The following is a 24,648-nucleotide window of genomic DNA, read 5'->3' on the forward strand; positions in this document are numbered from 1 at the left end:
GGCCGACTCTCGAGCGGGCAAGGGAGGGCCCGCAGTCCCTTCCGCGTCCGGCCGCCTCAGAGGGCCTCGTGCCTTGGCACCAGAACACCGCAGGCCACCCGGGGGCCCGCATTCCCGCCGGGCTGGCTTTCGCCGTCATCGCCGCGCGCATGAATGATGATCGCCGTGCCGTTGGCGTCGGCCAGCCCGGTCGGGCCATCATCCAGCGTCAGCCCGGGCATGAAGGCCTCGGCCCTCGCCCGGCCGTCCGCCCCGGCATGCAGGGACGGCATGTCGCCGTCATGCTGCCCGTGGGCGTGGAACATGCCGTGCGCATGCCCCCGGCGATCGAAATGCCCTCCAGCGGCCGCGAATCCGCCGGATGGATCGCAATCGCCGGTCTCGTGCAGGTGCACACCATGCTTACCGGGTGACAGGCCAGCGATATCGAAGCGGAACAACACGCCGCGCGGGGTTTGCAACGCAATCACCTCGCCCTGGCGACGTCCCTGGGCATCGACAACGGTCGCTACTGCGCGCAGAGCGCTGTCAGCCGGTGCTGCGGTCTCCGCGTGGCCCGCTCCGCTCCCGCCCAAGAGCAGGCACACCGGTGCTAAAAACGCGACCCGCCGCATTACTCGCTCACGATCCGGCCCGGCAGGGAGAGATCGCCCGACGCCACGTCGTGCACGCCGGTGACGCAGAGCAGCGGGGTTTCGCCTTCGGGGTGGACTTGCAGGCTCGCCGTCACCCCGTCGAAAGCGACATCCTCACCATCGGCCAAGGGCACGGTGATGCGGGCGACCCGGCCGTCGATCACGGGGCTCATGCCGGGACTGTCCAGGGCGATGGGCAGGCCGGGCGCCGTAGCGGGCAGCATGTCCTGACCCGGCGAGACATCGCGCACCTTGAGACCGGCGGCACAGGCCTCGTCTTCGGCCAGGACCACCCAGTGCGAGTGCCAGTCGGCACCATCATTGGCAGGATCGCCGTCATTATTCTCGTCGAAGAGCGGCGTGTCGTCGAAGTCCGGGTGGGCGGTGATCGTCAGCGCCAGAATGCCCGATTCCGGGTCGAAACCGACGGTGGCCGGGTCGAGAGCGGTCGGCCACACATAGGCCTCCACGCCGGCACCCGGCAATTGCCCGGTCGGGTCCGGCTTAACGCTTCCGGCGATACCGGCGACTTCCATGACGAAGGTCGCCAGGCGCCCGTCCGTGGTGGCGGAGGCGGAGGTGATGTCGAAGGCCGGATCGGCCTCGGCATTTTCGCCGGACGAGACCGGATGGGCGAGGACGGCGGGGGCGACAAGGATGGCACTGGCCAGGGCGGCCGCTAAACGGGTCATGAGAGTCTCCTTTTAATATCGAGTCGATACTTTTATCCGGATAACTCATTTCCCTTTGAAGCGCAATACTGTGTTTAGTCGATACCTTTATGGTCTGGCCGAGGTGTTCGGCGACCAGTCATGTCAGCCCAGCCGGCTCTTCACCGCGGCCGCGATCCCGAACGGGGCAAGTGCGATTGTCCCGAGCGATACGGCGAGGGTGAGGACGAGATTTGCCAGGGCACGTTCATCGCCCTCAAAGCCGGCGCGACCCGCGCCGGCCGCAAAAATCAGGACCGGCACCATCATCGGTGCTGCGATCAGCGCGATCAGAAGACCTGAGCGGCGCACGCCAGCGGCCAACGCACCCGCAAATCCTGCCAGGAGCACCAATGCAGGTATCGCCGCCGCAAGCGCAGCCGCCAGCATGATGCTGGGCTGAAGCGGTACGCCATACATCAGCCCGGCCAGGAGGGCGATCACCGGCAGCGGCCACAGCGTCGCGATGCCCTGCCCCAGCGTCTTCGCCAGGCAAAGCAGGGACAGCCCCATCGGCGACAGGGCATAGAGATCGAGCGTGCCGTCGGAAAAATCATCACCATAAAGGCGCTCGGCCGATTGCAGCACCGAGAGGAGCGCCGCGAAGCCCATCAGGCCCGGCCCGGCTGCGGCGAGGAGTTCCGGCGACGGTCCGATCGCGAGTGGCGCGAGGGTGATGGCGGCAAGGAAGAAGGCGGCCGGTCCGGCCGGCCCGCCACCGCCCGACCAGGCGAGCCGCGCCTCGCGCGCGAAAACCGCTCCGAGCCGGCTCACCGGTACATCCCCAGATCCAGCATGGCGGCCCCGGGCCAGTCCAGCGTCTGGTGCGTCGCCGCGATCACCCCGCCGCCGCGGCTTCGGTGCCAGGTAACCAGTTCCGCGAGACGGTCACGGCCGGCACCATCGAGCGGACCGGCGGGTTCGTCGAGCAGCCAGAGCGGCCGGTTGGCCAGGGCCACGCGCACCAGGCCGGCACGCCGTTGCTGCCCCCGCGACAGCAGACCGGCCGCCCGGTCGATCAATGCCTCGATCCCCATCACACGCATCAGCGGGAGGATTGCCGTGCGCGGCGTGCCATGCATGTCGGCCCAGAAGCGAAGCGCGTGCCGCAGGGTCTCGTTCGGCTTGAGCCCGTCCGCATGGCCGAGCCAGCCGAGTGTGTCTGCGGCGGCGAGGCCGGCAGGCTGGCCGCCGATTTTGACCACACCGGCATCCGGACGGACAAGTCCAGCCAGGGCGCGCAGCAGCGTTGTCTTGCCGGTACCATTCGATCCGACCAGCAGGAGCACGCCGGACGGCGCGAGCGCCAGGTCCAGCCCCTCGACCAGTCTTATCCCGCCACGCGACAGGGAAAGCCCTGACGCTTCAAGTGTCTGCGCAGACAGCGCCGCAAGGGCTGGGAATTCGGCAAGGGCGGTCGTCATGGCCAGCATGTCGCCCGAGCAGGGATGGTTCGTCAACGCACGGAACGCCGCATTGCAGCAAAGCCCCACACCGGTTAAAACCCCGCCAAAACATACGGCCACTTCGAAATGGCCGACCTCCCACCGGGCATTTCCCGCCCCTTCGACGCCTTACGAGGATGACGCATATGGCCTCTCTCGACAGTTTTTCCTGCAAGCGCACCCTCACCGCCGCCGGTGAGACCTATACCTATTACGACCTCAAGGTCGCCGAAGCGAACGGCCTGACCGGGGTTTCCCGCCTGCCGGCCTCGCTGAAGGTGCTGCTGGAAAACCTGCTGCGCTTCGAAGACGGCAAGACCGTCACCAAGGCCGATATCGAGGCGATGGCCACCTGGCTGACCACGCGCACCTCGGAACACGAGATCGCCTATCGCCCGGCTCGCGTCGTGATGCAGGACTTCACCGGCGTGCCCGCCGTGGTCGACCTTGCCGCGATGCGCGATGCCGCCGGCAAGCTGGGCGCCGACCCCAAGCGCATCAATCCGCAGGTTCCCGTCGACCTCGTCATCGACCACTCGGTGATGGTCGATTTCTTCGGCGGCGAGCACTCTTTCGAAAAGAATGTGGAGCGCGAATACCAGCGCAATGGCGAACGCTACAAATTCCTCAAATGGGGCGCCAAGGCATTCGACAATTTCCGCGTCGTCCCGCCGGGTACCGGCATCATCCACCAGGTGAACCTGGAAAACCTCGCCCAGGCCGTCTGGACCAAGGACGAAAACGGCGAGACCGTTGCCTATCCGGATACCTGCGTGGGTACGGACAGCCACACCACCATGATCAACGGCCTCGCCGTGCTGGGCTGGGGTGTCGGCGGTATCGAGGCTGAAGCCGCGATGCTGGGCCAGCCGGTCTCCATGCTGATCCCGGAAGTCATCGGCTTCGAACTGACCGGCAAGATGCCGGAAGGCGCCACCGCCACCGACCTCGTGCTGAAGGTCGTGGAAATGCTGCGCAAGAAGGGTGTGGTCGGCAAGTTCGTGGAATTCTACGGCGAAGGTCTCGATCACCTCTCCCTGGAAGATGAGGCGACGATCGCCAACATGGCGCCGGAATATGGCGCGACCTGCGGCTTCTTCCCGGTCGACAACGAAACGCTCGAATACCTGCGCGCCACCGGCCGCGACGACAAGCGCGTCGCGCTGGTCGAGGCCTATTCGAAAGCCCAAGGCATGTTCCGCCCGGACTACGCGGAGGCTCCGGTCTTCACCGACACGCTGCACCTGGACATGTCGACGATCGAACCGGCGGTCTCCGGTCCCAAGCGCCCGCAGGACTGGATCGAGTTGTCCAAAGCCGCCGAAGGTTTCGCCAAGACGATGGCAGAAGAGTACGGCAAGGGCGACGAGCTGGACAAATCGGCACCGGTCGAAGGCGAGGACTATGTGTTCACCAATGGCGATGTTGCCATTGCCGCCATCACCTCCTGTACCAATACGTCCAACCCGTCCGTCATGCTGGGCGCCGGCCTGGTGGCCCGCAACGCGCTGGAAAAAGGTCTTACGGTAAAGCCCTGGGTGAAAACTTCGCTCGCTCCGGGGTCCCAGGTCGTCACCGACTATCTGGAAAAGGCCGGCCTGCAGGACGACCTCGACGCGCTGGGTTTCAACCTGGTGGGCTATGGCTGCACCACCTGTATCGGCAATTCCGGCCCGCTGCCGCCGGCGATCTCCAAGACCGTCAATGAGAATGATCTCGTGGCGACCTCGGTGCTTTCCGGCAACCGCAATTTCGAAGGCCGGATCTCGCCGGACGTGCGTGCCAACTACCTGGCCTCGCCGCCGCTGGTCGTCGCCTACGCCATCGCCGGCTCGCTGAAGGTCAACCTGACCAGCGACCCGCTCGGCCAAGACAAGGACGGCAATGATGTCTATCTGAAGGACATCTGGCCGACCTCGGCCGAAGTGGCCGAGGTGGTGCGCTCCGCAGTGACGCCGGACATGTTCGCCAAGCGCTATGCCGACGTGTTCAAGGGCGACGACGCCTGGGCCGGCATCGAGGTCTCCGGCGGCCTGACCTATGCCTGGGATCACACCTCCACCTATGTGCAGAACCCGCCCTATTTCGAAGGCATGACGATGGACCCGGAAGCCCCGGGCGATGTCGTCAACGCCAAGATCATGGGTCTGTTCGGCGATTCCATCACGACCGACCACATCTCGCCGGCCGGCTCGATCAAGGCTGACAGCCCGGCGGGTCACTACCTGCAGGAACGCCAGGTACCGGTTCTGGAGTTCAACTCCTACGGCTCCCGCCGCGGCAATCACGAAGTAATGATGCGCGGCACCTTCGCCAACATCCGCATCAAGAACAAGATGCTGGACGGTGTGGAAGGCGGCTTCACCAAGAAGGATGGCGAGCAGAAGTTCATCTACGACGCCTGCATGGAATACCAGGCCGAGGGCACGCCGCTGGTCGTGTTCGGCGGCAAGGAGTACGGCACGGGTTCGTCGCGTGACTGGGCTGCCAAGGGCACCCGCCTGCTGGGCGTGAAAGCCGTGATCGCCGAGAGCTTCGAACGTATCCACCGCTCCAACCTGATCGGCATGGGCGTGCTGCCCCTGCAGTTCGAGGACGGCCAGTCTTGGGAAGCCCTGGGCATGACGGGCGACGAGACGGTCACCATCAAGGGCGTTGAGGCCCTCGAGCCGCGTGCCGAGATGGAGATCGAGATCACCTTCCCGAACGGCGACAAGAAAGTCGCCAAGGCCCGGGCCCGGATCGATACCGAGAACGAGCTCGAATACTTCCGCAATGGCGGCATCCTGCACTACGTGCTGCGCAATCTGGCGCGGGACTAGGGGTTTTGCGGGCGGGCACGCAAGGCCTGCGGGCCCGCCCCCTTCCCTCTCACCGGCCCCTCTCGACGCCGTCACGTCCAAGTGATTGGCGCGCCCGGGCCGGGGTGATTATCTAGACAGCATGCGACAGCTGGTGTCCCTCTTCTTTGCCCTGGCGACTGCCGGGCCTGTCTTGGCCGGCGAACCGGATACGCGCGAAACCGCGTGCTGGTCGGAACGGCCGGTGCTTGTGGAACTCTTCACCAGCCAGGGCTGCCCGCTCTGCCCCGATGCCAACCGCTATCTGGGCGAGCTGGACCGCCACGAAAACGTCTTCACCCTCGCTTTCGCGGTGTCCTACTGGGATATGTATGGCTGGACCGATACCTATGCGCGGCCGGAATATGTCCAGCGCCAGCGCATGTACCTGCCCAGTCTCGATGTCAGCCGCCTCTACACGCCGCAATTCGTCGTCGATGGCATCACCGACGCACCGGGCTGGAACCGCGACAAGGTCTCCGGTGCCGTCAATGAACGCCTGTGCGCCATGCCGGACAGCCCGGTCATCCGTCTGGAAGATGGCCCGTTCGGCTCCTTCATGGTGTATCTGGACGGCGAAGCGCCGGAAGAAGAGCTCGATGTCTGGCTGGTCGCCTACGCGCCGGGCTGGGCCATGGTCGAGATCGGAGCCGGCGAGAATGAAGGGCTCGACATGCCGCACTACAACATGGTCAAGAGCCTGACCTATCTGGGCTCATGGTCCGGCGGCGAAGCCACTTTCATGGGCGAGAGCTTCCGCCGTTATGGCACGGTGGCCATTGTCCAGGGCGCAGGCGGCGGCCCGATCTACGGCTACGCCCAGGCCGAACCTGAAGACGAGGATGGACGGCAGCACTAGAGGCATTTGCGCTAATTTCAGCTTGAGCCCACCCAGTTCGTCGCCCTAAAGTAGTGCGGAGCCGGGGGGATACGGTATGTGGTGGCGTGTTGTTGCAGGTGTTGTGCTGGCGATTCCGCTGAGCATAGGGGCGGTTTTCGTTGCAGAGACATTTCAGCGCGGCCTGTCGGCAAACACTCTGGAAGACCGTGATGTCCTGCGTCCGCTGAGATTCGCCGAAGCCCCGGATCCCGAAGTCAGCTTTGCGCCGATACCGGACTTCGTCGTCGAGATCGATGTCCCGGCCGCAACAGAGCACAACAAGACCCCGCCCGACGGCGTTCTGCCTTTGCTGTTCGACTATCAGTTCTTCGCAGGCCCTCGCCACGCCGATCACTTTCATCGCCAGATCGTCGATACGGCAAACCAGGCCGGCGCCGACGCGATATCCCAGATCTCGATCCCGTTCGATCCGGCGCGCCAGTCCGTCCAACTTCATCATCTCGTGCGGACGCGCGACGGTGTCGCGGAAACACTGAACGACTCGGTCCGGCTTGAATTTGTTCGTCCGGACAGCGGACGGGAAACCGGCATGTTCAGCGGGCAGGTCACGGCGCTTCTTCGCGTACCGGGAATGCGCGCAGGCGACAGACTCGAGCTGGCCTACACAATCCGCGATCAGTCCCCGGTCACGGGACATCGCTACACGCTGGCGATCTCCTATGCTGATCAGATGGTTCTGTATGATCAGGTCCATGTGCGCTCTTCCTGGCCTCGCGGACCGCTGAATTTCAGCGGCCATGGCGGAGCGCCCGAAATGAGCGAGACGCACGAGAACGGGCGCACGATATTGTCATACGGTCCCGGACCGGTGGAGTTCACAGAGCCGGATTATCTGACCCCGCCCTGGCGTTACCCCTACCCCATCTGGGTCGGCACCCAGTACGAGAACTGGCATGAGGTCGCTGAGTGGGCCGCCGAGCTCTTCCAGCCGGTGAGCGATCCCGATGTCGACGCACTTGCGCAGACAATCATGCAGGCCCACCCGGACGAGGACGAGCGCATTATGGCCGCGTTGCGCCACCTGCAGTCGGAAATCGATTATTTTGCGATCATGCTGGGAGAAGGTGGATACCGCCCCCTTCACCCGGCGGAGACGCTGCGGTTCTCTGAAGGTGATTGCAAGGCGAAGACTCTCCTGCTGATCTCCCTGCTGCACGCAATGGGCATCGAGGCCGAAGCTTCGCTGGTCAGCACCACGACGGGCCGGGGTCTGGACGTCCTGCCTCCGACCCCACAGGTCTTCGATCATGTCATCGTCACGCTTGCCCGGGGCAATCGCCGCTACTGGCTGGATCCGACCGGCACCCCCCAGCACGGCAATCTGAGGGACCAACACCCCCTGGCCTGGGGATATGCGCTTATCGCAAACGACAACAGCTACGCCCTCACACAGGTCGAGCGTCCACTCGATCGTGTTCCCTTCCTCGATATCGAGGAGCGCTTCTCGATCGCTTCAGCTGATCGCGACGACCACCGGGCCGTCCTGCGCACGGAATGGATCTATCGGACCGCGATGGCCGACCTGATGCGCGCCGCCGTGGACTTCAACGGAGAGGATACCGTTCTGGCCGGAATCAACAGTTTCTACGCGGCTCGCTTTGCCGACATGACGCCCATTGGAGAAGCGACCCTGGAGGAAGATCCGGAATCCGGACATCTTGTCTTGTCTGCGGAGTATCAGGTCGAACTGTTCGACTTCAGCGCCGAGGACGCCCCGGAACCGACTTATGTCTTTGTTGCACACGGCCCGTCGCGTCAGATCGTCATGGCACCGCTGGAGAACCGGGAGGCCCCGCTTGCCATGCCCTATCCCTACGATGTGCGGCACCGCATCGTCATCAACCTGCCGGAGGGGGCAGAGGGCTGGATTCCCGACAGTGAGGAAGCGCTGGAATATGCTGCGGACCTGACCGTCGAGAATGATGTATTCGAGCTGATGGATGAGCGCCGCTACCACGCCGAACAGACGGTGCTGACGGCGCGAACCCGCGTCATGTCACCCGAAATCCTGCCGGAGCACTTCACCCGGGTTGGCAATGATCTGCAGACGGCAGACCAACTCGCCTTCATCGTCCTCGGCGAGCACATCAATGTCGCGATGGATCCGGGGCGCACACGCGGCCTGGTCACACCCAGTGCGCCGCCCATCATTCCGGGAGTGGCCCCGGCGAGACGATAGGGGCTGGAAGCGGCTGCGCTCTGATCCTAGCGCGGTGCGCGCTTGGCGAGGATGCGTTGCAGGGTGCGGCGGTGCATGTTGAGGCGGCGGGCGGTTTCCGACACATTGTGATCGCACAGTTCGAACACGCGCTGGATATGCTCCCAGCGGACCCGGTCGGCCGACATCGGGTTTTCGGGCGGTTCCGGCTTGTCTTCCGGATGGGCCAGCAGGGCCTTGATGATATCGTCGGCGTCGGCCGGCTTGGACAGATAGTCGACGGCGCCCGCCTTCACTGCAGCAACCGCCGTCGCGATATTGCCGTAGCCGGTAAGCATGACGACGCGGCAGTCCGGCCGCGAGGCGTGCAGCGATTTCACGACATCCAGGCCGTCGCCATCCTGCAGGCGCAGATCCAGAACCGCAAAGGCCGGCGGGTTGTTGCGCGCAACTTCCTTGGCCTCGTCCACGGATCCAACGGCGGACACAATGAAACCCCGGCCCGTCATGGCGCGGCCCAGCCGAGTCCGGAAAGGCGCATCATCATCGAGAATGAGCAGGGATTTGTCTTCGGGAAGCTGGTATTCGATCTCGCTCACACGTCCGTCCTCGTCATTATTCCGGTGTGCACAACCTTCACTAGCCCAGAGCGGGCGGAGCCTCCACCTCTTTGCGCGGCCAGCGGATCGAGACCACTGCGCCGCCCTGTGGGCCGGCATTGTCGAAACGCACCATGCCGCCGGAGTTTTCGATCATCGTCTTGGCAATGAAAACCCCCAGGCCGAGCCCGCCCTGACCCGGAGTTCCCGATCGGGTCGTCGTATAGGGTTCACCGATCCGCGAGAGAATATCGGGCGAGAAGCCGGGCCCGTCATCGATCACGCGGATATAAACATTGCCCGGGTCCCAGCGCCCCTCGACGGTGACGCGCGTATCGGCGAAATCGACGGCATTCTCGATGAAGTTACCGATGCCGTAGAGGATTTCCGGCATGCGCCGCAGGACGGGCGGTTCGGATCCCTGCCCCTCGGCGAGCTGCACCTCGACCATCGGCCCGAGACCGCGCAACGGCGCGCTGGCCTCTTCCAGCGCCGCCAGAAACTCGAGCCGGTCGTGACGGATATCGCTGACCGAGCGCTCCTGGCTGAGCCGTTTGAGAATGTCGCGGCAGCGGCGGGCCTGGGCGACCATCAGCTCGGCATCCTCGCGCAGAAGTTCATTGTCCTTGAGATCGCGCAGCATTTCCTTGGCCGTCAGCTGGATCGTGGCCAGGGGCGTGCCCAACTCGTGGGCGGCTGCGGCGGCCAGTGCGCCCAGGGCCGACAGGCGCTGCTCCCGCGAGAGCACGCTCTGCGTGGCAGCCAGCGCCGTAGCCATGCGCTTGCCCTCCTGGCTGACACGCCAGGAGTAGACAGCCGTGAAGGCGATCGAGATGAAGATGGCGGACCACAGGCCCAGAACATAGACGCCAGGCAGATGGATCTGGTCGCCGGCGAACCAGGGTAGCGGCAGGCTCCAGAGCCACATGGCGCCGGTACCGGCCATCGCCAGTGCGCCCACGCCGATCGACCAGCGCGGCGGCAGCGCGGCGACCGAGATCATCACCGGCGCGACGAGCATGATCACGAACGGGTTCCATAACCCGCCGGTCAGCATCAGCAGGATGCAGAGCTGGATAACGTCATAGCCCAGCTGGGCAAAGGCTTCCCAGTCCCGGGCAAAGCGTTGCGGCGGCACGGAAAGCGTCAGCCAGGTATTGATCCAGGCGCTGGCCAGGATCACGCCGAGGCAGAAGCCGATCGGCAGTTCGAAGCCGACCACGAAGTGTACGAGAAGAACAGTGAGGGTCTGACCGGCAACGGCCAGCCAGCGCAGCATCACGAGTGTGCGCAGGCGCAAGCGTCCGAAAACCGGGGTCAGCTGGGCGTCGCCGCCATATGGATCCCAATCGGTATCAACCATTCAGACCTCCCCCAGCAGCGGGCTGGCATGGACAGACGGGGCAAGCGCGCTTACCTTCGCATCTGCAACATTCCCTTCCGGCGAGGCTTATCATGCTTCGTCCGAGTCCGGATAGACACACGCACCGGACCCACAGATGGAGCGTCCATGCCGCGTCCCGTGATCTGGCTGCTGATTGCAGCCCCGGCCACGCTTATGATCGTGTTCTTCATTCTGGTCCTCACCCGGCCGGGCGCCGAAGCGCCGCGCCAGGCGGGTGTGCGCATCAGTGGCGAGGCCGATATAGGCGGCCCCTTCACCCTGGTCGACCAGACCGGGGCAACGGTCACCGAGGCCGATTTCCGCGGCAAGGCGATGCTGATCTATTTCGGCTACACCTACTGCCCCGATATCTGCCCGTTCTCGCTGCAGGTCATGGCCGCGGCGCTCGACCAGATGGAACCAGAAGAGCGCGAGCGGATCCAGCCCGTGCTGATCACCGTCGATCCGGAGCGCGACACGGTCGAACAGCTCTCCCAGTACGTCACGTCGCCCGCCTTCCCGGACGGGCTGGTCGGGCTGACGGGAACAGAGGAGCAGGTCGCCGAGGTCACCTCGGCCTACCGCGTGGTCTATCGGCGCGCCGGCGAGGGCGACGATTATCTGATGGACCACTCGTCCATCGTTTACCTGATGAATTCCGAAGGGGAATTCGTCGATGTGTTCACCCATGGCACCGACCCCGCCGCAATGGCGTCGCGGCTGCAAGACTTCCTTGAGGAAGAGGACGCATAGTCCCCGGTCCTGAGGGGGTCGCAACAACGCGCCTGAGGAGACGCCATGCTGTACTCCATGTATGAATTCAACCGCATCGCCATGACGCCCTGGCGTGCCGCTGCCAATGCCACGCGCCGCACCCTGCGCGCGCCGTGGAATCCGGTCGGCGAGACGATGGCCGGGCGCACGATCGCGGCCGCTGCGGAATTGTTCGAAAGCGTCACCCGGCGCTATGCAAAGCCGGAATGGATGATCGACAGCACGCAGATCAATGAGCGCTGTGTCGGTGTGTCCGAGGAGATCGTCTGGTCGAAGCCCTGGTGCGACCTTTTGCATTTCGAACGCGATCACGACGCGCTGGTAGCCGCACGCGGCAATGACACTCCTGATCCCAAAGTGCTCTTTATCGCACCCATGTCGGGTCACTACGCAACCCTTCTGCGTGGCACTGTGGAAGCATTCCTGCCCGATCACGAGGTCTACATCAGCGACTGGGCGGATGCCCGAACGGTACCGGTCATCGACGGCCGCTTCGATCTCGACGATTTCGTCGCCTATGTCCGCGAGATGATCACCGAGCTTGGCCCCGATGTACACGTCGTTGCGGTCTGCCAGCCCGGCCCGCCGACACTCGGTGCGATTTCGCTGATGGCCCAGGACAATGATCCGGCCCGCCCGGCTTCGATGACATTCATGGGCTCGCCGATCGACACCCGTCTGTCGCCGACCGTGCCGAACAAGCTGGCCGAGGAGAAACCCTTCGACTGGTTCTCCGGCAATCTGATCCACACGGTACCCGCGCCCAATCCCGGCGCTTTCCGGCGCGTCTATCCCGGCTTCCTGCAGCTGGCCGGCTTCATGAACATGAATCTCGACCGCCATGTCGACGCGCACTGGAACTTCTTCACCCATCTCGTCGAGGGCGATGGCGACAGCGCCGAGAAACACCGCACCTTCTATGACGAATATCTCGCGGTAATGGACCTGTCCGAGGAGTTCTACCTGCAGACGATCAGCGACGTGTTCCAGGGCCACAAGCTTGCGCGCGGCGAGCAGGAGCATCACGGCCGCCGGGTCGACCCGTCGAAGATTGTCGACGTCGCCTTGCTCACCGTGGAAGGCGAGAATGACGATATTTCCGGCATCGGCCAGACCCAGGCGGCGCACACGCTGTGCAGCGGTCTGGAAGAGGGCCTGCGCATGGACTGGATCCAGCCGGATGTCGGCCATTACGGCGTCTTCAACGGCCGCCGCTTCCGCGAACATATCGCGCCGAAGATGAAGGCCTTCATGCGCGAACAGGGTGCCGCCGCGCTCGCCCGCCGCTGAACGCACCGGGACGGATCCCGACTGACACGCCTTTTCGGCAACGCCACCATGAACACAAAAGAGGCGCCCGAACCATATCCGGGCGCCTCCATGTTTCCTGCCGGAGAAGCGCTTACTGCTGCGCTTCGGCGCTGAACGTGATCCCCAGCGCATTGTAATCGAACGTGTCGTTCTCGACCTGCTCGGCAATCGTGCCGATGCTGACCGGTTCCGGCGGCGTCACATCAATGGTCAGGCTGCCGCCGTTATTGATGAACTCGGTGAGCGCACCGGACAGTTGCGAAAGCAGCGGACGCGGGATTTCCGGCGGCGCGGACATCATGCCAATGCCGACCATGGCCGCAGCCTGCATCCGCAACTCATCGGTCGTGATGCCCTGGGCTGCGGCGCCGGCTTCAAGGGCCCGCTCGAGCAGGGACTGATCGACGATGCGAAGGGACATATTGTGCAGGATGATCGGTGCCATCATCTCCAGAACGGCATCGGCGTCTTCGGACGGCGCTTCCTTGGCGCCCTCGCCAAAGCGTTCGGCCATTTCCGGCAGGGCGGCATAGTATTCGTCATACCCGCCGAAATCCTGCGCGAACTCCATGCGAACACCGTCACGCAGTTCCAGATAGTTGTCGCCGACGGTCTGCATCCGGCCGGTGCTCTCGTCATAGACGGCACTGGAGGCCATGCTCAGCTCGAGGCTTTCATAGCCCAGCATGCCGATCGCGGTGGCGACCTGGGCACCGGCTTCCTGCGCCGCGTCCGGAACGATACGGGCGGAATCAAGCGCGAAGTCCCATGTATAGCGGGATCCGGCCTTGTCGATCGTGCCGACCAGATTATCGAGTGCAAAGCCGACGCCTTCCGCCGACCCTTCGAGCCCGCGCATGGCAAACCGGTCGAACAGGTCCAGCTGCGGCGAGAAGGCAGTGCGGTAATACGCACTCATCACCTCATCCTCGCCGGCCCCGCTCGCCATCGCTTCCATGAGTTCGGAATAGGCGCTGGACTGGAAGCCGGTCACGGACAGCTCACCCAGACGGAAACTCACGGGCGCGCCTTCGGACACGGCGTCTACGGAGACATTCATCAGCGCCATCCGGCCCAGCTCGACATCACCGAAGTCCTGCAGGACGAATTGTTCAACGGAAACGTCGAACGGGCCTTCGCCGTCATCGCCCTGCGCGCTCAAGCCTTCAAAGCCGAGGGCCTCGAAGCGATAGGCCGACCAGTCAGGATCCAAGTCGTCCTGTCCCGACAGCATGCGCGCCAGATCGGCCGCCATCGCTGTATTCGGGCCGTCGACCGCAATACGGGAAATTTCCACGCGGCTGTCATCGGCATCGACCATCGACAGCCCTTCGATCACGAAGGCATCGAACACCACTTCGTCATCGGCATTGATGCGCGGCGCCTCGAAGATCATGCGCGCGATGTTCATTTCCTCGGGGCCATCGACATCGACGCCCTCATTGTCGATATCGAGATCGCGGATCACGACATCGGACAGGATGTAACGGCCACCCGACCAGGACGCGTCGGCATAGCTGAAATCTTCGCTGGTGCTGCCGATGAGGCCCATACGCGTCAGCGCGGCCTCCGCATCGGCACGGCTCTGGGCCAGGGTGCTGCCAGCCGGCAATGCGGTCACGACCAGGCCGGACAGGGCGAGTGCGGGCAGAAATTGAAGTCTCATGAGTCCCCTCTTTCGATGACAGGAGTTCGTACCGGTCCCTCGGCTCGCAACCTAGCACCGTGCCTGCGCGACGTCCTGCGAAACTGGTGTGACTTTGCGGGGGATTACTCGCTGTCGGGTCCCCCCAGCCCCGCCAGGAAAGCGGCGATCGGGTCCCGCGGCTCCTCACGCTCGGCCGGGGTGGTCACTGCTTCGGCCTCGCCAGGCAGCGCTGCGACGGCCGGTCTGTCTCCGTCGGGGCGCGAATGCCCGCTGGCCAGGCCGCCGCGCGGCGCCGACTGCATGTAGGCGCTGAAGATCAGAGCCGGCGGGCCACCACCCGTGGCGTGATCGGTCGGCGCATTGTCGTCATTGCCGGTCCAGATAGCTGTGACCACGTCGGCGCCATAGCCGGCAAACCAGGCGTCGCGGAAATCATTGGTCGTACCGGTCTTGCCGCCGGTTTCCAGTGCCGGCACTGCCGCATTGCGGCCCGTGCCCCAGACCACGACAGCGCGCAGCAGATTCTGCATGCGCGAGACCGTACGCGCATCCAGCACCCGGCGATCGGCCGGTGGCGGGGTCTCGAACACCAGATCGCCCGCTTCGGTCTCGATGGACAGGATGCCGAAGGGCGAGACCCGGTAGCCGCCGTTGGCGAAGGGCGTATAGGCGCCAGCCAGCTCCAGCGGCGTAACTTCATAGGCACCCAGCGCCAGCGAGCGATCGGCCCGTATCGGGCTTTCCATGCCGAGCCGCCGCGTCAGGCGGGCGACGTGGCCGCGGCCGGTTTCCTCGGCAATCTGCACGGCAATGGAATTGGAAGAACGGGCAAAGGCCTCCCGCAGGGTCATCTCGCCACGATAGGTGTCGTTGTAGTTCTGGGGTTCCCAGTCGCCAACGCGCACCGGCCGGTCATCGCGCACATCGTCCGGCGACAAGCCGGCCTCGAAGGCCGAGGCATAGACGAAGGCCTTGAAGGCCGAACCGGGCTGACGGCTCGCCAGGATCGCCCGATTGAATTGCGAGCGGACATAGGAGCGCCCGCCGACCATGGCGCGCACCGATCCGTCATGCGCCAGCGAAACCAGCGCACCCTCACTGACACCGGCGGCGCGGGCCGGGTCGGCCAGCACGCTTTCCAGAGCGGCTTCAGCGGCGCGCTGGGCATCGACGTCAAGCGTGGTGTGAACCACCAGATCGCCATGGCTGGGGCCGGCGATTTCTCGGACGGACGGGAAAATCCAGTCGATGAAATACTGCGCGCCCGGGCTCGATGCGCCGCGCGATACGCGGATCGGTGTGCTGGCGGCCGCGACACGCTCGGCCTCGGTGATGCGGCCCGTCTGCATCATCAGGTCAAGCACGACCGTAGCCCTTGCCGCGGCACGGCTGGCGTCGTTGACCGGGCTGTAGCGCGAGGGCGCCTTCAGAAGCCCGGCGAGCAGCGCGGCCTCGCCCAGCGACACCTCGCTGGCGGGCTTGCCGAAATAACGCAGCGATGCGGCTTCGATGCCATAGGCTCCGCCGCCGAAATAGACGCGGTTGAGATAAAGCTCGAGAATTTCGTCCTTGGTGAACCGGCTCTCCAGCCAGAAGGCGAGCATCATTTCCTGCAGCTTGCGCCGCCAGGTGCGCTCGGGCGAGAGGAAGAGGTTTTTCGCCAGCTGCTGGGTCAGGGTCGACCCGCCCTGCACGATATGACCGGCCCGGATATTGGCCAGCATCGCGCGCGACAGGCCGATAACATCGACCCCGGGGTGGCTGTAGAAGCGCCGGTCCTCGACCGCCAGCACAGCATCGACCAGGTAGGGCGGCAGGTCTGCCACCGTGACTTCGTGACCGTGGGCCGATCCGCGGCGTGCGATCAGTCGGCCGCGATGATCCAGGAAGGCGATCGTGGACGAGCGCTCGACGGCGGCCAGGCTGGACGTGTCGGGCAGATCGCGCGCGACCGTTACCAGAAGGGCGGCAACAGCCAGGGCCCCGACGACACACAGGGCCGCAAAGACCCGCCATAAGGGCAGGCCCGGCTTGCCGCCACGCCGGCGCCTGCGGCGCGCGGGCGCCGGGCGGGCGCGATCGGCCGCAGGGGCATTTCGGGGCCGGCGGGCCATGGCATTTCCTGTGTGAATCCGGACGCCCTATCTGCCGCCGGCAGGGTTAATTCCCCATGAATAGCCGGTGGCAGGGAACGCCTCGCGCAGCTGCGCGTTGATTGATCGAGCGGCAAGGAGGCCCGTCATGTCCAGGCTGACACACTTGGCCAGCGCCGCGCTGGGAAGCCTGCTGATCGCAGGTTTTGTCCAGCCCCCGGTGCTCGAATTGCGATATCGCCCGCCAGAAACGGCGACCGCGATGCCGGTTTCGACCGCCACACTCGAAGCCCTGTCCGTAACGGACAGGACCGGGGTCGCCCGCGGTCACGTCATCACCGTCCTGCGACGGCCCGATGACAGCATCGCCGCTCTGGAAATCGCCTGGACGGGACCGGACGCCATGCCGGGCATGACGATCGAGCACGCAGTCGGCTTTCTCGACTATCGGCCGGACGCCAACACGATCGTCGCCCACCAAAGCTGGTCCGAACTCGTGGCCGGATACCGCGCAGCCCGCGTGGAACCGGCCCCGGAACCGCCGCGCGCCGGCACGATCTGACGCCGCCGGGTCCGTCACTGGATAAGAAGCTAGAAAAAGGAGTCCGTCATGCTCAGCTGGGCAATTCTGTTCTTCATTTTTGCGGTCGTCGCCGCTGTTCTGGGATTCGGCGGGATGGCCAGTGCTTTTGCCGGCATCGCACAAATCCTGTTCGTGGTGTTCCTGGCGCTGTTTGTCCTGGCGCTTGTCGCCCGGGCCATCCGCGGCCAGTCCCCGCCCGCCTAAACCGGACCGGCCATAAAAGGCCGGCTGGAAGAAAGACGCGCTCCGGGTCATCCGGGGCGCGTTTTTTGATGATCAGGCGGACTTGCGCAGGGCGGCGGGGGACGTCACCATTGGGGCTCCACAAGGGGTGCTTCCAATGACCGTAAAGCGTGTGTTTCTGGTGTGTGCGGCGCTGCTGGGCGCGGCAAGCCTGTCTGGCTGCGTCATCTATGAAGGCAGCGACGCGGTTTGCCCCCATGGCGACCCCAATGCGGACAACTGGCCCTATTGCGGCGGCGCCCGGCCGGGTGGCTCGCAACCGGTCGACGACTTCCCCGACTACTGACGCGCCGGACCGGTGGGCTCGCCGCTCTCCGCTCTGTCGTCGCGTGGCGGCGCGAAGCTGACGATCACACTTCCCGGTGCTTCCGGCGGCTCGCGCCCCGGCCCCAGCAGGATGAGTGTGCCGTTCGGCTGACGCGCCAGAACCAGGTCGGCATTTTCGTCCAGGTCCTCGAGATAGCGCGACAGCGGGTATTCCTCGGTCAGGCGCGTGGTGCGGAATCGCCAGCCGCGCCACCAGTCCCGCGCCAGCCCGTCATAGCCCCGGCCGCGCCGGATCAGGGTCCGGCCCCGGGCCGTGAACGCGATCGAGCGGGGATCGTCCTCGCCCCGCTCTCCCTCGTCGAGCCCTTCATGTGCCGACAGCTGGTAGACGCGCGACCGGCCCAGTTCGGGCGCATAGTCGATACAGACCAGGGCGTTGTAGGCATCATTGGGGGAGGCCGCGATCAGGGCCGAGAAACGCGACGGCTCCAGCCGCCACTCCGCAGCCTCTGACAAGACCTCACCATAATAGACATCATGCCCGTCCAGCCGGGCAGCCCGGAGGCGGCGAAAGCTGGTATCGGCGACCGTGTGCGGCACCTCGATCTTCTTCAGCACGCCCGCAAGACCCAGGCTCCAGGGATTGGCGCCGACGATCAGCAGTTTCTCCGGACCGGACTGCGACAGCCCGAACAGCCGGGCCAGCGGCGTCACGGCAAAGCCGCAGCCGACAACGCTGGCGAACACGGTGACGAAGACCAGCGGCGCCAGGATCGCCGCGTCCTCGCGGCCGGCCTCGACGAGCTCGGCGGCCAGGTGCCCGGCGGTTGCCGCCGCGACCACGCCGCGCGGCCCGATCAGGCCGACAAAGGCCGTTTCGCGCAAGTTCAGGCCGGAGTTCAGGGTCGCGAGAAAGATGCCGAGCGGCCGGGCAATCAGGATCAGCACCACCACGAAGGCCGCATGCCGCCAGTTCAGCTCTGCCAGGGCCGACGGGGTAAGCCCCGCAGCGAGCACCACGAAGACACTCGCGACAAGAATGGAGGCGATACCTTCCTTGAAGCGGCGCATCTCCTCAATCGAGGCCAGCCGGGAGTTGGCAACGACAAGGCCGAACACGGTCACGGCGACCAGGCCAGTCTCGTGCGCCAGCGCCTCGGCGGCGGAAAAGCAGACGAGCACCGAGGCCAGCACGAGCGGCGCCTTCATCTGTTCCGGCACCCAGCCGCGGCGGAAAGCCCGCGACAGGCCGAAACCGAAGGCTATGCCCAGCCCGGCCCCGATCACCGCGCCGAAGACCAGCGCCCCGGCTGCGCCGGCCCAGTCCTGGCCCAGCGCGGTCTGGCGCACGGCCTCGAACACGAACACGGCGGCGAGCGCGCCGATCGGGTCGTTGACGATGCCTTCCCATTTGAGAACCGAGGCGATGCGCGGCGGCAGGTTTGCCTGCCGCAGCAACGGCAGGACGACGGTCGGCCCGGTGACAGTCAAAAGCGCGCCGATCATTGCCGACAGGTCGAGCGCGAGGCCCGCCACATAGTGCAGCGCCAGTGTCGCCAGAATGCCGTTGAGCGGCACGCCCAGCAGGACAAGCCGCCAGACCGGTTTCGACACGCCGCGCAACTCGCGGAAATTCAGGGTAATACCGCCCTCGAACAGGATCACCCCGACCGCCAGGGCAATCATCGGCCGCAGATACCCACCGAAACTCGCTTCGGGATTCAGAAGCGGCGTGCCGGTGATGAGGCTGAAGACCGGCCCCAGCAGGAGGCCGGCGCCCATCATCAGCACGATGGACGGCCAGCGCAGGCGCCAGGCGAGCCACTGGGCGGCAACGCCTGAACCGGCGATGAGTGCGATGGTCAGGGTGAGGTCAGGCGGTGCGTGCATCATGGCGGCGTTGTTAGCGCGTTTCGAACCCGCCGTCGCCTGTGCGACGGCATACAGTCGGGGAGGCTGTCATGACCACGTTACCGCTCGAGTTCCAACTCGCCCTCGTTTCCTTCGCCGCGGCCCTGCTGATCGGCGGGCCGGTCACCCTGATCGGCGCATCGAACCTTGCCACGGCGGCACGCATTGCCGGCGGCGTGGTGCTGCGACGGCGGATGATGTCCGGGCTCGCGGTTACGCTTGCGAGCGGTGCGGGCCTGGCATCGGCCTGGCCCTTCTAGCCCTCGTCCTGTTCGGCCGGATCGTTGTGCAGGAAGTCGAAGCCGATGGACTGCCCGCCATAATCGCCATGCTCGAAGAGATCGGCGGCATCGCCGAACCAGCGCACCAGATGCGCGTGCAGCCGCTCGAACAAATCGAACAGCTCGGTGTCCGAGACCGGAAGGCCGATATCGAAGACCGGCCCGTTGGCGATGGCGATCTCCATGTGGTGCCCCTTCTTGGCGCAGGTCAGGACAAGCCGTATCCAGTCGCCCGTGCGCGACACCTTCACGGCGAGGCCGAAACTGATCGGTCCCAGCGGCAGGAAACCGGTTCCCGAAACCGAAAAGGCGCCGGAGCGATAGGGTTGGGGCACCCAGGCGCCCTGCGGCGGCACGAGGTGCACGCACACGCCCTTTTCATCGCCGAGATAACGGCAGAAGCCCGCCGACACATTCTCGGCGACACTGCGCACAATCGCATAATTGTCCAGGCTCAGCCGGCCATATCGCTCGGCCGCTTCGGTCAGCGTGTCGAAACGCGACTTGTCGCTCATTTGTCACTCCTCATGCCGCAAGGCTCGCGCTAGTGTGCCGCGCAACGTACGGGGAGGGGAAGATGCGCCGACACATCATTCTGGCCGGACTGGCCTTTTCGCTGACTGCCGGACTGGCCGCCTGCGGCGAGGAAGACACGGCAGCGCCGATGCCCTGGCAGACCCTGTCCGGCGAACCGCCCCTCGTGATTGCCCATCGCGGTGCCAGCGGCGAACGGCCGGAGCACACGCTGGCGGCCTATGAACTGGCTATCGAACAGGGCGCTGACGTGATCGAGCCCGACCTGGTGATGACGGCGGATGGCGTGCTCGTGGCCCGGCACGATCACTATCTGTCCACCACGACCGACATTGCCGACCGCCCCGAATTCGCCGATCGCCGCCGCGAGCTCGACGGCCGGGCCGACTGGTGGGTGGAGGATTTCACGCTTGCCGAATTGCGCACCCTGCGGGCCATCCAGCCCTGGCCCCAGCGCGATGCCGGCTTCAATGGTGAATTCCAGATTCCGACCTTCGAGGAGGTTCTCGACCTCGCCGCGGAACACGGCGTGCCGACAGAGCCCGAGGTGAAAGCCCCCGGACACTATGTCTCGATCGGTCTCGACCCGCTGCCCGAGCTCGTCCGCATCCTGCGCGCGCGCGGGCTCGACAGCGCCGATGCGCCAATGACCATCCAGTGTTTCGAGCCGGACTTCCTGGCGCGGCTGAATACCGAGATCGACACGCCGCTGGCGATGCTGGTCTTCCCGATGCAGGAGCTCGACCCGTCCGCCGACCCGCTGCAACCGAGTGTCGGCCTGGACGATCTGGCCGTCTTCGCCGATGCCGTCGGGCCTGCCAAGAGTCTGGTCATCACCGAGGCGGGTGAGGATACCGGCTTTGTTGCCCGCGCCCACGCGCTGGGCCTGGAGGTTCACCCCTGGACCTTCCGCGACGATGTCCCGCTGTCCGGGGACGTCGATATCGCCACGGAGCTGGAGCGCGTCTACCGGCTGGGCGTTGACGGCGTGTTCGCCGACTTTCCGGCCACCGCGGTGGCGGTGCGCGACGCCATGACCGGCGAACCGGCCGGCGAATAGGCTCCGGCCAACAGATAATCGGCAAAAGAAAACGGCGTGGAGATTGCTCTCCACGCCGTTCGATCTTCTGGATCCTGCTGCGCCTTAGTCGGCGTATTGCAGGTTGATCGCCTTCGGTCCCTTGCCGCGACGGTCCGGTTCGGTCTCGAAGGAGACCTTTTGGCCGTCGTTCAGCCCCGGCAGGCCAGATGCCTGGACAGCGGAGATGTGCACGAAGACGTCATTGCCGCCCTCGTCCGGGGTGATGAAGCCAAAGCCTTTGCTTTGGTTGAAGAATTTGACCGTACCTGTGGCCATGGGGAACCTTCCCTTGAATGCGTGCCCTGCGTGCGGGCATAGAAAAAATGCAATGTCAGCGCCCTGACACTGGTATTACGGACGTAGAAAGTCGGGGAAGGCTGAAGTCTAGGTGTCCGACGTGACCCCCTCACGGGCGCCACCGGGTAGGCGATCAGAATTCCGTCCGGCCTCTGGGGCCGCCCGTCGCCGCGGATATGCGCACGGATTTGCTCACAACGCAAATGAAACTCTTGTGGCATACGCAACAAAACCTTGCCGCCCACGCCAGTCCATGCAGCCGTGGCGGCTTGACCCCGCCGGAGGATCGCCTACTCCTGCGCGGATGAGCCGACGCCGCTTTCTCGACCGCACCCATCGCCAGCGCGACCGGCAGCGCCAGTCAGCCGGAGGCTTCAACCCCGGCGCGATGATCCGTCTGGCCGGTTTCGGGGCCGCCCTGATGGTCGGTGTCGCGGTCTATATCGGCTTCGCCCGCCAGGGCGAGACGATCTATGACGGCCGCTGGGGCGTCCTGCAACGGCTGATCACGCCGCTCTTTCTGGGCTTCAACGCACTCGATCTGATCGTCCTGCTGCTCGTCGGCCTCGTCGCCTGGCGCATCTGGTTGCGCATGCAGAAGACGCGCTAGCGCCATCCCTCGGCCAGACAGCTCGACACCGGCAAGAACACCCCACAAACCCGCAAAAGTGAAGTCGATCCGCCCACGCGACCGCCCGAAGATCGGGGGTAGCGAAAAATTTTACCCGCAACCCCGCTTTCCCTGAACTCCGCCCTAGCCTTGCCTCAATGAGGGGTTTAAGGCGTCACCTGTCGGCACGAGATCAACTCCGGGCATGCTGAAAGGTCAGTCAAGATGGGCGTGAAAGTCGCGGTTTTCGGTGCAACAGGTGCGGTGGGCAAGGAGATGCTCACCATTCTGGCGGAACGGCTGTTCCCCGCCGATGAAGTGTATGCACTGGCGACCCGCAAATCCATGGGCATGGAACTCTCCTATGGCGAGAAGACGCTGAAATGCCAGGACGTGGAAACCTTCGACTATTCCAAGGTCGACCTCGTCCTGATGTCCGCCGGTGGCGAGCCGTCGAAGGAATGGGCGCCGAAGATCGCCAAGGCCGGCGCCATCGTGGTCGACAATTCCTCGGCCTGGCGGATGGATCCGGACGTGCCGCTGGTGGTGCCCGAGGTCAATCTGGACGCCCTCGACGGCGTCAGGAAGAAGGGCATTGTCGCCAATCCGAACTGCTCGACCATCCAGCTTGTCGTCGCCCTGAAGCCGATCCATGACCGTGTCGGCATCAAGCGCGTCTCCTGCGCCACCTACCAATCGGTGTCCGGCGCTGGCCAGGAAGGCATGGACGAGCTGTGGACCCAGACCAAGGGTATCTACGTCAACGACCAGCCGACGCCGCAGAAATTCACCAAACAGATCGCCTTTAACGTCATCCCGCACATCGACGTCTTCATGGAAGACGGCGCCACCAAGGAAGAGTGGAAGATGACGGTGGAGACGAAGAAGATCCTCGACCCGAAGATCAAGCTCTTCGCCACCTGCGCCCGCGTTCCGGTCTTCGTCGGCCACTCGATCGCGGCGCATCTGGAGCTGGAAGACGAGATGTCGGCCGATGAGGCCCGCGCCCTGCTGCGCGAAAGCCCCGGCCTGATGGTGATCGACAAGCACGAGGACGAGGGTTACGTGACGCCGGTCGAATGCGTCGGCGAATTCGCCACCTTCGTGTCGCGCGTCCGCGAGGACCCGACGGTCGAGAACGGCCTCGCCCTGTGGGTGGTGTCGGACAATCTGCGCAAGGGCGCCGCCCTGAATGCCGTGCAGATCGCCGAAGGCCTGCTCAACAAGGGCCTGCTGAAAAACAGCTGATCCCGGCTACTGCCCGCCCGGCTCCATCCCGGAGCCGGGTGGCAGGCCTATACCGCGAGCGGCGGCATAGCGGACATGCGCAGGAAACGGGTCGCATTCCCGCAACGCGCATCCTATGTGCTGGAAACGCCGCGCGAGGGAGTGCCGCATGTCGTCCGAGCAGAATACCGACATCCGCCCCGCGCTCGCGGCCGGCCTGTCCAGTTATCTGATCTGGGGCGTGGCACCGCTCTTCTTCCAGGCGCTGGATTTTGCGAACCCGTTCGAGATTGTCATGCACCGTATCATCTGGGCGGTGCCAATTCTGGCGCTTGTGCTGGCGGTCTCGGGCAAGATGCGCCAGGCGATTGCCGTCCTGTCCGACCGCCGGACAATCCTGACACTGGTGGGCACCGCGGCCCTGATCTCGGTCAATTGGTGGATCTTCATCTTTGCGGTGAACTCCGGCCACGTGCTGCAGGCTTCGCTGGGCTATTACATCAACCCGCTGATGAGTGTGGCGGTGGGCGTGATCGTCCTGCGCGAACCGCTCGGCCCCTTCCGCATCGCCGCCATCGTGCTGGCTGCGCTCGGCGTGGCGAACCAGATCGTTGCTGTCGGCCAGGTGCCGTGGATCTCGCTGGCGCTGGCTACCTCCTTCACCGCCTATGGCTATCTGCGCAAGGTCGCAGCCGTTGACGGCCGGATCGGCCTGTTCTGGGAAACCTCCTTCAACCTGCCCATCGCGATCGTCGGGCTCACCATCCTGCAGCTGAACGGGCTGGGTCATTTCCAGGAGAGCCCGGTCCAGGCGCTGATGCTGATGGCGGCCGGTCTGGTGACGGTGGTGCCGCTGCTGCTCTACGCCATCGGCGTGCGCGGGCTGCACCTGTCGACCATGGGTCTGCTGCAATTCATCGCGCCCTCCATGCAGTTCGCCATCGGCGTGATGGGCGGTGAGACCTTCACCGCCTCCCACCTCGTCACCTTTGCCTTCATCTGGGCCGGTGTCGGCATGTTCGCCTACTCCACCCTGCGGCGGCAGAAGAAGCGGGCCATCGCCGCCGAGGCCCAGGCGGAAGCGGAATAGTCCATCCGGCTGCGGCCTTGACCAAG

The 24,648-nt window shown here is 65.1% G+C and carries 24 protein-coding genes; 13 read left to right on the top strand and 11 right to left on the bottom strand.

What is annotated here, in order from left to right; genetic code table 11:
• Positions 1 to 56 precede the first annotated feature (56 nt).
• From ACXAJV_RS00270 to ccmA, 4 genes are all read right to left on the bottom strand, one after another.
• A complete protein-coding gene (locus ACXAJV_RS00270) occupies positions 57 to 614 on the bottom strand; it encodes a superoxide dismutase family protein (protein ID WP_475080599.1) in 558 nt (185 codons plus the stop codon).
• Complete coding sequence (locus ACXAJV_RS00275; protein WP_475080602.1) at positions 614 to 1,327, bottom strand: hypothetical protein; 714 nt, start codon at positions 1,325 to 1,327, stop codon at positions 614 to 616. Before ACXAJV_RS00275 ends, ACXAJV_RS00270 begins: the two co-directional genes overlap by 1 nt.
• 123 nt (positions 1,328 to 1,450) lie before the next feature.
• Complete coding sequence (locus tag ACXAJV_RS00280; protein WP_475080604.1) at positions 1,451 to 2,119, bottom strand: heme exporter protein CcmB; 669 nt, start codon at positions 2,117 to 2,119, stop codon at positions 1,451 to 1,453.
• Positions 2,116 to 2,769, bottom strand: coding sequence for a heme ABC exporter ATP-binding protein CcmA (ccmA, locus tag ACXAJV_RS00285; RefSeq protein WP_475080607.1), 654 nt, complete (start codon positions 2,767 to 2,769; stop codon positions 2,116 to 2,118). Before ccmA ends, ACXAJV_RS00280 begins: the two co-directional genes overlap by 4 nt.
• 167 nt (positions 2,770 to 2,936) lie before the next feature.
• Here ccmA and acnA point away from each other — a divergent pair, with 167 nt between their 5' ends.
• From acnA to ACXAJV_RS00300, 3 genes are all read left to right on the top strand, one after another.
• Positions 2,937 to 5,612, top strand: a complete 2,676-nt coding sequence (gene acnA / locus ACXAJV_RS00290; protein ID WP_475080609.1) for an aconitate hydratase AcnA — start codon at positions 2,937 to 2,939, stop codon at positions 5,610 to 5,612.
• Positions 5,613 to 5,733: 121 nt separating this feature from the next.
• Complete coding sequence (locus tag ACXAJV_RS00295) at positions 5,734 to 6,489, top strand: DUF1223 domain-containing protein (protein WP_475080611.1); 756 nt, start codon at positions 5,734 to 5,736, stop codon at positions 6,487 to 6,489.
• A gap of 76 nt (positions 6,490 to 6,565) precedes the next feature.
• Positions 6,566 to 8,710 carry a DUF3857 domain-containing transglutaminase family protein gene (locus ACXAJV_RS00300; protein ID WP_475080613.1) on the top strand — a complete coding sequence of 715 codons (2,145 nt, stop codon included), beginning with the start codon at positions 6,566 to 6,568 and terminating at the stop codon, positions 8,708 to 8,710.
• A gap of 26 nt (positions 8,711 to 8,736) precedes the next feature.
• On the opposite strand, the gene ACXAJV_RS00305 is transcribed toward ACXAJV_RS00300, so the two are convergent.
• Together ACXAJV_RS00305 and ACXAJV_RS00310 are read right to left on the bottom strand one after the other, a co-directional pair.
• Positions 8,737 to 9,288, bottom strand: coding sequence for an ActR/PrrA/RegA family redox response regulator transcription factor (locus tag ACXAJV_RS00305; RefSeq protein ID WP_271187123.1), 552 nt, complete (start codon positions 9,286 to 9,288; stop codon positions 8,737 to 8,739).
• 40 nt (positions 9,289 to 9,328) lie between these two features.
• A complete protein-coding gene (locus ACXAJV_RS00310; protein WP_475080616.1) occupies positions 9,329 to 10,651 on the bottom strand; it encodes an ActS/PrrB/RegB family redox-sensitive histidine kinase in 1,323 nt (440 codons plus the stop codon).
• 147 nt (positions 10,652 to 10,798) lie between these two features.
• Between ACXAJV_RS00310 and ACXAJV_RS00315 the strand changes: the two genes are divergently transcribed.
• Positions 10,799 to 11,425, top strand: coding sequence for an SCO family protein (locus ACXAJV_RS00315; RefSeq protein WP_475080619.1), 627 nt, complete (start codon positions 10,799 to 10,801; stop codon positions 11,423 to 11,425).
• Positions 11,426 to 11,470: 45 nt separating this feature from the next.
• Complete coding sequence (locus ACXAJV_RS00320; RefSeq protein ID WP_475080621.1) at positions 11,471 to 12,736, top strand: polyhydroxyalkanoate depolymerase; 1,266 nt, start codon at positions 11,471 to 11,473, stop codon at positions 12,734 to 12,736.
• A 112-nt stretch (positions 12,737 to 12,848) separates the two neighbouring features.
• Here the strand turns inward: ACXAJV_RS00320 and ACXAJV_RS00325 are convergent, their stop codons facing one another.
• Both ACXAJV_RS00325 and ACXAJV_RS00330 read right to left on the bottom strand, forming a co-directional pair.
• Positions 12,849 to 14,423: a hypothetical protein gene (locus ACXAJV_RS00325; RefSeq protein WP_475080624.1), complete on the bottom strand. Its 1,575-nt coding sequence runs from the start codon at positions 14,421 to 14,423 to the stop codon at positions 12,849 to 12,851.
• A gap of 104 nt (positions 14,424 to 14,527) precedes the next feature.
• Complete coding sequence (locus ACXAJV_RS00330) at positions 14,528 to 16,519, bottom strand: transglycosylase domain-containing protein (protein ID WP_475080626.1); 1,992 nt, start codon at positions 16,517 to 16,519, stop codon at positions 14,528 to 14,530.
• A gap of 127 nt (positions 16,520 to 16,646) precedes the next feature.
• On the opposite strand from ACXAJV_RS00330, the gene ACXAJV_RS00335 reads away from it, so the two are divergent.
• The 3 genes from ACXAJV_RS00335 (at position 16,647) to ACXAJV_RS00345 (ending at position 17,610) form a co-directional block, all read left to right on the top strand.
• Positions 16,647 to 17,060, top strand: coding sequence for a hypothetical protein (locus ACXAJV_RS00335; protein WP_475080629.1), 414 nt, complete (start codon positions 16,647 to 16,649; stop codon positions 17,058 to 17,060).
• Between the two features lie 48 nt (positions 17,061 to 17,108).
• Positions 17,109 to 17,285, top strand: a complete 177-nt coding sequence (locus ACXAJV_RS00340) for a DUF1328 domain-containing protein (RefSeq protein WP_475080631.1) — start codon at positions 17,109 to 17,111, stop codon at positions 17,283 to 17,285.
• A 136-nt stretch (positions 17,286 to 17,421) separates the two neighbouring features.
• Positions 17,422 to 17,610, top strand: a complete 189-nt coding sequence (locus tag ACXAJV_RS00345) for a hypothetical protein (RefSeq protein ID WP_271187133.1) — start codon at positions 17,422 to 17,424, stop codon at positions 17,608 to 17,610.
• Here the strand turns inward: ACXAJV_RS00345 and ACXAJV_RS00350 are convergent.
• Positions 17,604 to 19,484: a cation:proton antiporter gene (locus ACXAJV_RS00350; protein WP_475080634.1), complete on the bottom strand. Its 1,881-nt coding sequence runs from the start codon at positions 19,482 to 19,484 to the stop codon at positions 17,604 to 17,606. The two genes, ACXAJV_RS00345 and ACXAJV_RS00350, sit on opposite strands and share 7 nt — an antisense overlap.
• 68 nt (positions 19,485 to 19,552) lie before the next feature.
• Here ACXAJV_RS00350 and ACXAJV_RS00355 point away from each other — a divergent pair, with 68 nt between their 5' ends.
• The gene (locus ACXAJV_RS00355) at positions 19,553 to 19,762 is read left to right on the top strand and encodes a hypothetical protein (protein WP_475080636.1); all 210 of its coding nucleotides are present in this window, start codon (positions 19,553 to 19,555) and stop codon (positions 19,760 to 19,762) included.
• On the opposite strand, the gene ACXAJV_RS00360 is transcribed toward ACXAJV_RS00355, so the two are convergent.
• Entirely contained in the window at positions 19,759 to 20,298 is a 540-nt protein-coding gene (locus ACXAJV_RS00360; protein ID WP_475080638.1) for a hypothetical protein, read from the bottom strand. The two genes, ACXAJV_RS00355 and ACXAJV_RS00360, sit on opposite strands and share 4 nt — an antisense overlap.
• A 62-nt stretch (positions 20,299 to 20,360) precedes the next feature.
• On the opposite strand from ACXAJV_RS00360, the gene ACXAJV_RS00365 reads away from it, so the two are divergent.
• The gene (locus ACXAJV_RS00365; RefSeq protein ID WP_475080640.1) at positions 20,361 to 21,377 is read left to right on the top strand and encodes a glycerophosphodiester phosphodiesterase family protein; all 1,017 of its coding nucleotides are present in this window, start codon (positions 20,361 to 20,363) and stop codon (positions 21,375 to 21,377) included.
• A gap of 84 nt (positions 21,378 to 21,461) precedes the next feature.
• On the opposite strand, the gene ACXAJV_RS00370 is transcribed toward ACXAJV_RS00365, so the two are convergent.
• Positions 21,462 to 21,674: a cold-shock protein gene (locus ACXAJV_RS00370; RefSeq protein WP_271187138.1), complete on the bottom strand. Its 213-nt coding sequence runs from the start codon at positions 21,672 to 21,674 to the stop codon at positions 21,462 to 21,464.
• 325 nt (positions 21,675 to 21,999) lie between these two features.
• On the opposite strand from ACXAJV_RS00370, the gene ACXAJV_RS00375 reads away from it, so the two are divergent.
• The 3 genes from ACXAJV_RS00375 to rarD all read left to right on the top strand — a co-directional run bounded on the left by ACXAJV_RS00375 (position 22,000) and on the right by rarD (position 24,622).
• Positions 22,000 to 22,305, top strand: coding sequence for a hypothetical protein (locus tag ACXAJV_RS00375; protein WP_291882241.1), 306 nt, complete (start codon positions 22,000 to 22,002; stop codon positions 22,303 to 22,305).
• A gap of 225 nt (positions 22,306 to 22,530) precedes the next feature.
• Positions 22,531 to 23,553 carry an aspartate-semialdehyde dehydrogenase gene (locus ACXAJV_RS00380; protein ID WP_475080643.1) on the top strand — a complete coding sequence of 341 codons (1,023 nt, stop codon included), beginning with the start codon at positions 22,531 to 22,533 and terminating at the stop codon, positions 23,551 to 23,553.
• 148 nt (positions 23,554 to 23,701) lie between these two features.
• Positions 23,702 to 24,622 carry an EamA family transporter RarD gene (gene rarD / locus ACXAJV_RS00385; RefSeq protein WP_475080645.1) on the top strand — a complete coding sequence of 307 codons (921 nt, stop codon included), beginning with the start codon at positions 23,702 to 23,704 and terminating at the stop codon, positions 24,620 to 24,622.
• The last annotated feature ends 26 nt before the right edge of the window (positions 24,623 to 24,648 follow it).

The sequence above is a fragment of the Maricaulis sp. ABE4_448 genome (genome assembly GCF_056160825.1).

Coding starts and splice junctions, on each gene's coding strand:
- ACXAJV_RS00270 (WP_475080599.1), bottom strand. CDS start 614: ATGCGGCGGGTCGCGTTTTTAGCACCGGTGTGCCTGCTCTTGGGCGGG.
- ACXAJV_RS00275 (WP_475080602.1), bottom strand. CDS start 1,327: ATGACCCGTTTAGCGGCCGCCCTGGCCAGTGCCATCCTTGTCGCCCCC.
- ccmA (WP_475080607.1), bottom strand. CDS start 2,769: ATGACGACCGCCCTTGCCGAATTCCCAGCCCTTGCGGCGCTGTCTGCG.
- acnA (WP_475080609.1), top strand. CDS start 2,937: ATGGCCTCTCTCGACAGTTTTTCCTGCAAGCGCACCCTCACCGCCGCC.
- ACXAJV_RS00295 (WP_475080611.1), top strand. CDS start 5,734: ATGCGACAGCTGGTGTCCCTCTTCTTTGCCCTGGCGACTGCCGGGCCT.
- ACXAJV_RS00300 (WP_475080613.1), top strand. CDS start 6,566: ATGTGGTGGCGTGTTGTTGCAGGTGTTGTGCTGGCGATTCCGCTGAGC.
- ACXAJV_RS00310 (WP_475080616.1), bottom strand. CDS start 10,651: ATGGTTGATACCGATTGGGATCCATATGGCGGCGACGCCCAGCTGACC.
- ACXAJV_RS00315 (WP_475080619.1), top strand. CDS start 10,799: ATGCCGCGTCCCGTGATCTGGCTGCTGATTGCAGCCCCGGCCACGCTT.
- ACXAJV_RS00320 (WP_475080621.1), top strand. CDS start 11,471: ATGCTGTACTCCATGTATGAATTCAACCGCATCGCCATGACGCCCTGG.
- ACXAJV_RS00325 (WP_475080624.1), bottom strand. CDS start 14,423: ATGAGACTTCAATTTCTGCCCGCACTCGCCCTGTCCGGCCTGGTCGTG.
- ACXAJV_RS00330 (WP_475080626.1), bottom strand. CDS start 16,519: ATGGCCCGCCGGCCCCGAAATGCCCCTGCGGCCGATCGCGCCCGCCCG.
- ACXAJV_RS00335 (WP_475080629.1), top strand. CDS start 16,647: ATGTCCAGGCTGACACACTTGGCCAGCGCCGCGCTGGGAAGCCTGCTG.
- ACXAJV_RS00340 (WP_475080631.1), top strand. CDS start 17,109: ATGCTCAGCTGGGCAATTCTGTTCTTCATTTTTGCGGTCGTCGCCGCT.
- ACXAJV_RS00345 (WP_271187133.1), top strand. CDS start 17,422: ATGACCGTAAAGCGTGTGTTTCTGGTGTGTGCGGCGCTGCTGGGCGCG.
- ACXAJV_RS00350 (WP_475080634.1), bottom strand. CDS start 19,484: ATGATGCACGCACCGCCTGACCTCACCCTGACCATCGCACTCATCGCC.
- ACXAJV_RS00355 (WP_475080636.1), top strand. CDS start 19,553: ATGACCACGTTACCGCTCGAGTTCCAACTCGCCCTCGTTTCCTTCGCC.
- ACXAJV_RS00360 (WP_475080638.1), bottom strand. CDS start 20,298: ATGAGCGACAAGTCGCGTTTCGACACGCTGACCGAAGCGGCCGAGCGA.
- ACXAJV_RS00365 (WP_475080640.1), top strand. CDS start 20,361: ATGCGCCGACACATCATTCTGGCCGGACTGGCCTTTTCGCTGACTGCC.
- ACXAJV_RS00370 (WP_271187138.1), bottom strand. CDS start 21,674: ATGGCCACAGGTACGGTCAAATTCTTCAACCAAAGCAAAGGCTTTGGC.
- ACXAJV_RS00375 (WP_291882241.1), top strand. CDS start 22,000: ATGAGCCGACGCCGCTTTCTCGACCGCACCCATCGCCAGCGCGACCGG.
- ACXAJV_RS00380 (WP_475080643.1), top strand. CDS start 22,531: ATGGGCGTGAAAGTCGCGGTTTTCGGTGCAACAGGTGCGGTGGGCAAG.
- rarD (WP_475080645.1), top strand. CDS start 23,702: ATGTCGTCCGAGCAGAATACCGACATCCGCCCCGCGCTCGCGGCCGGC.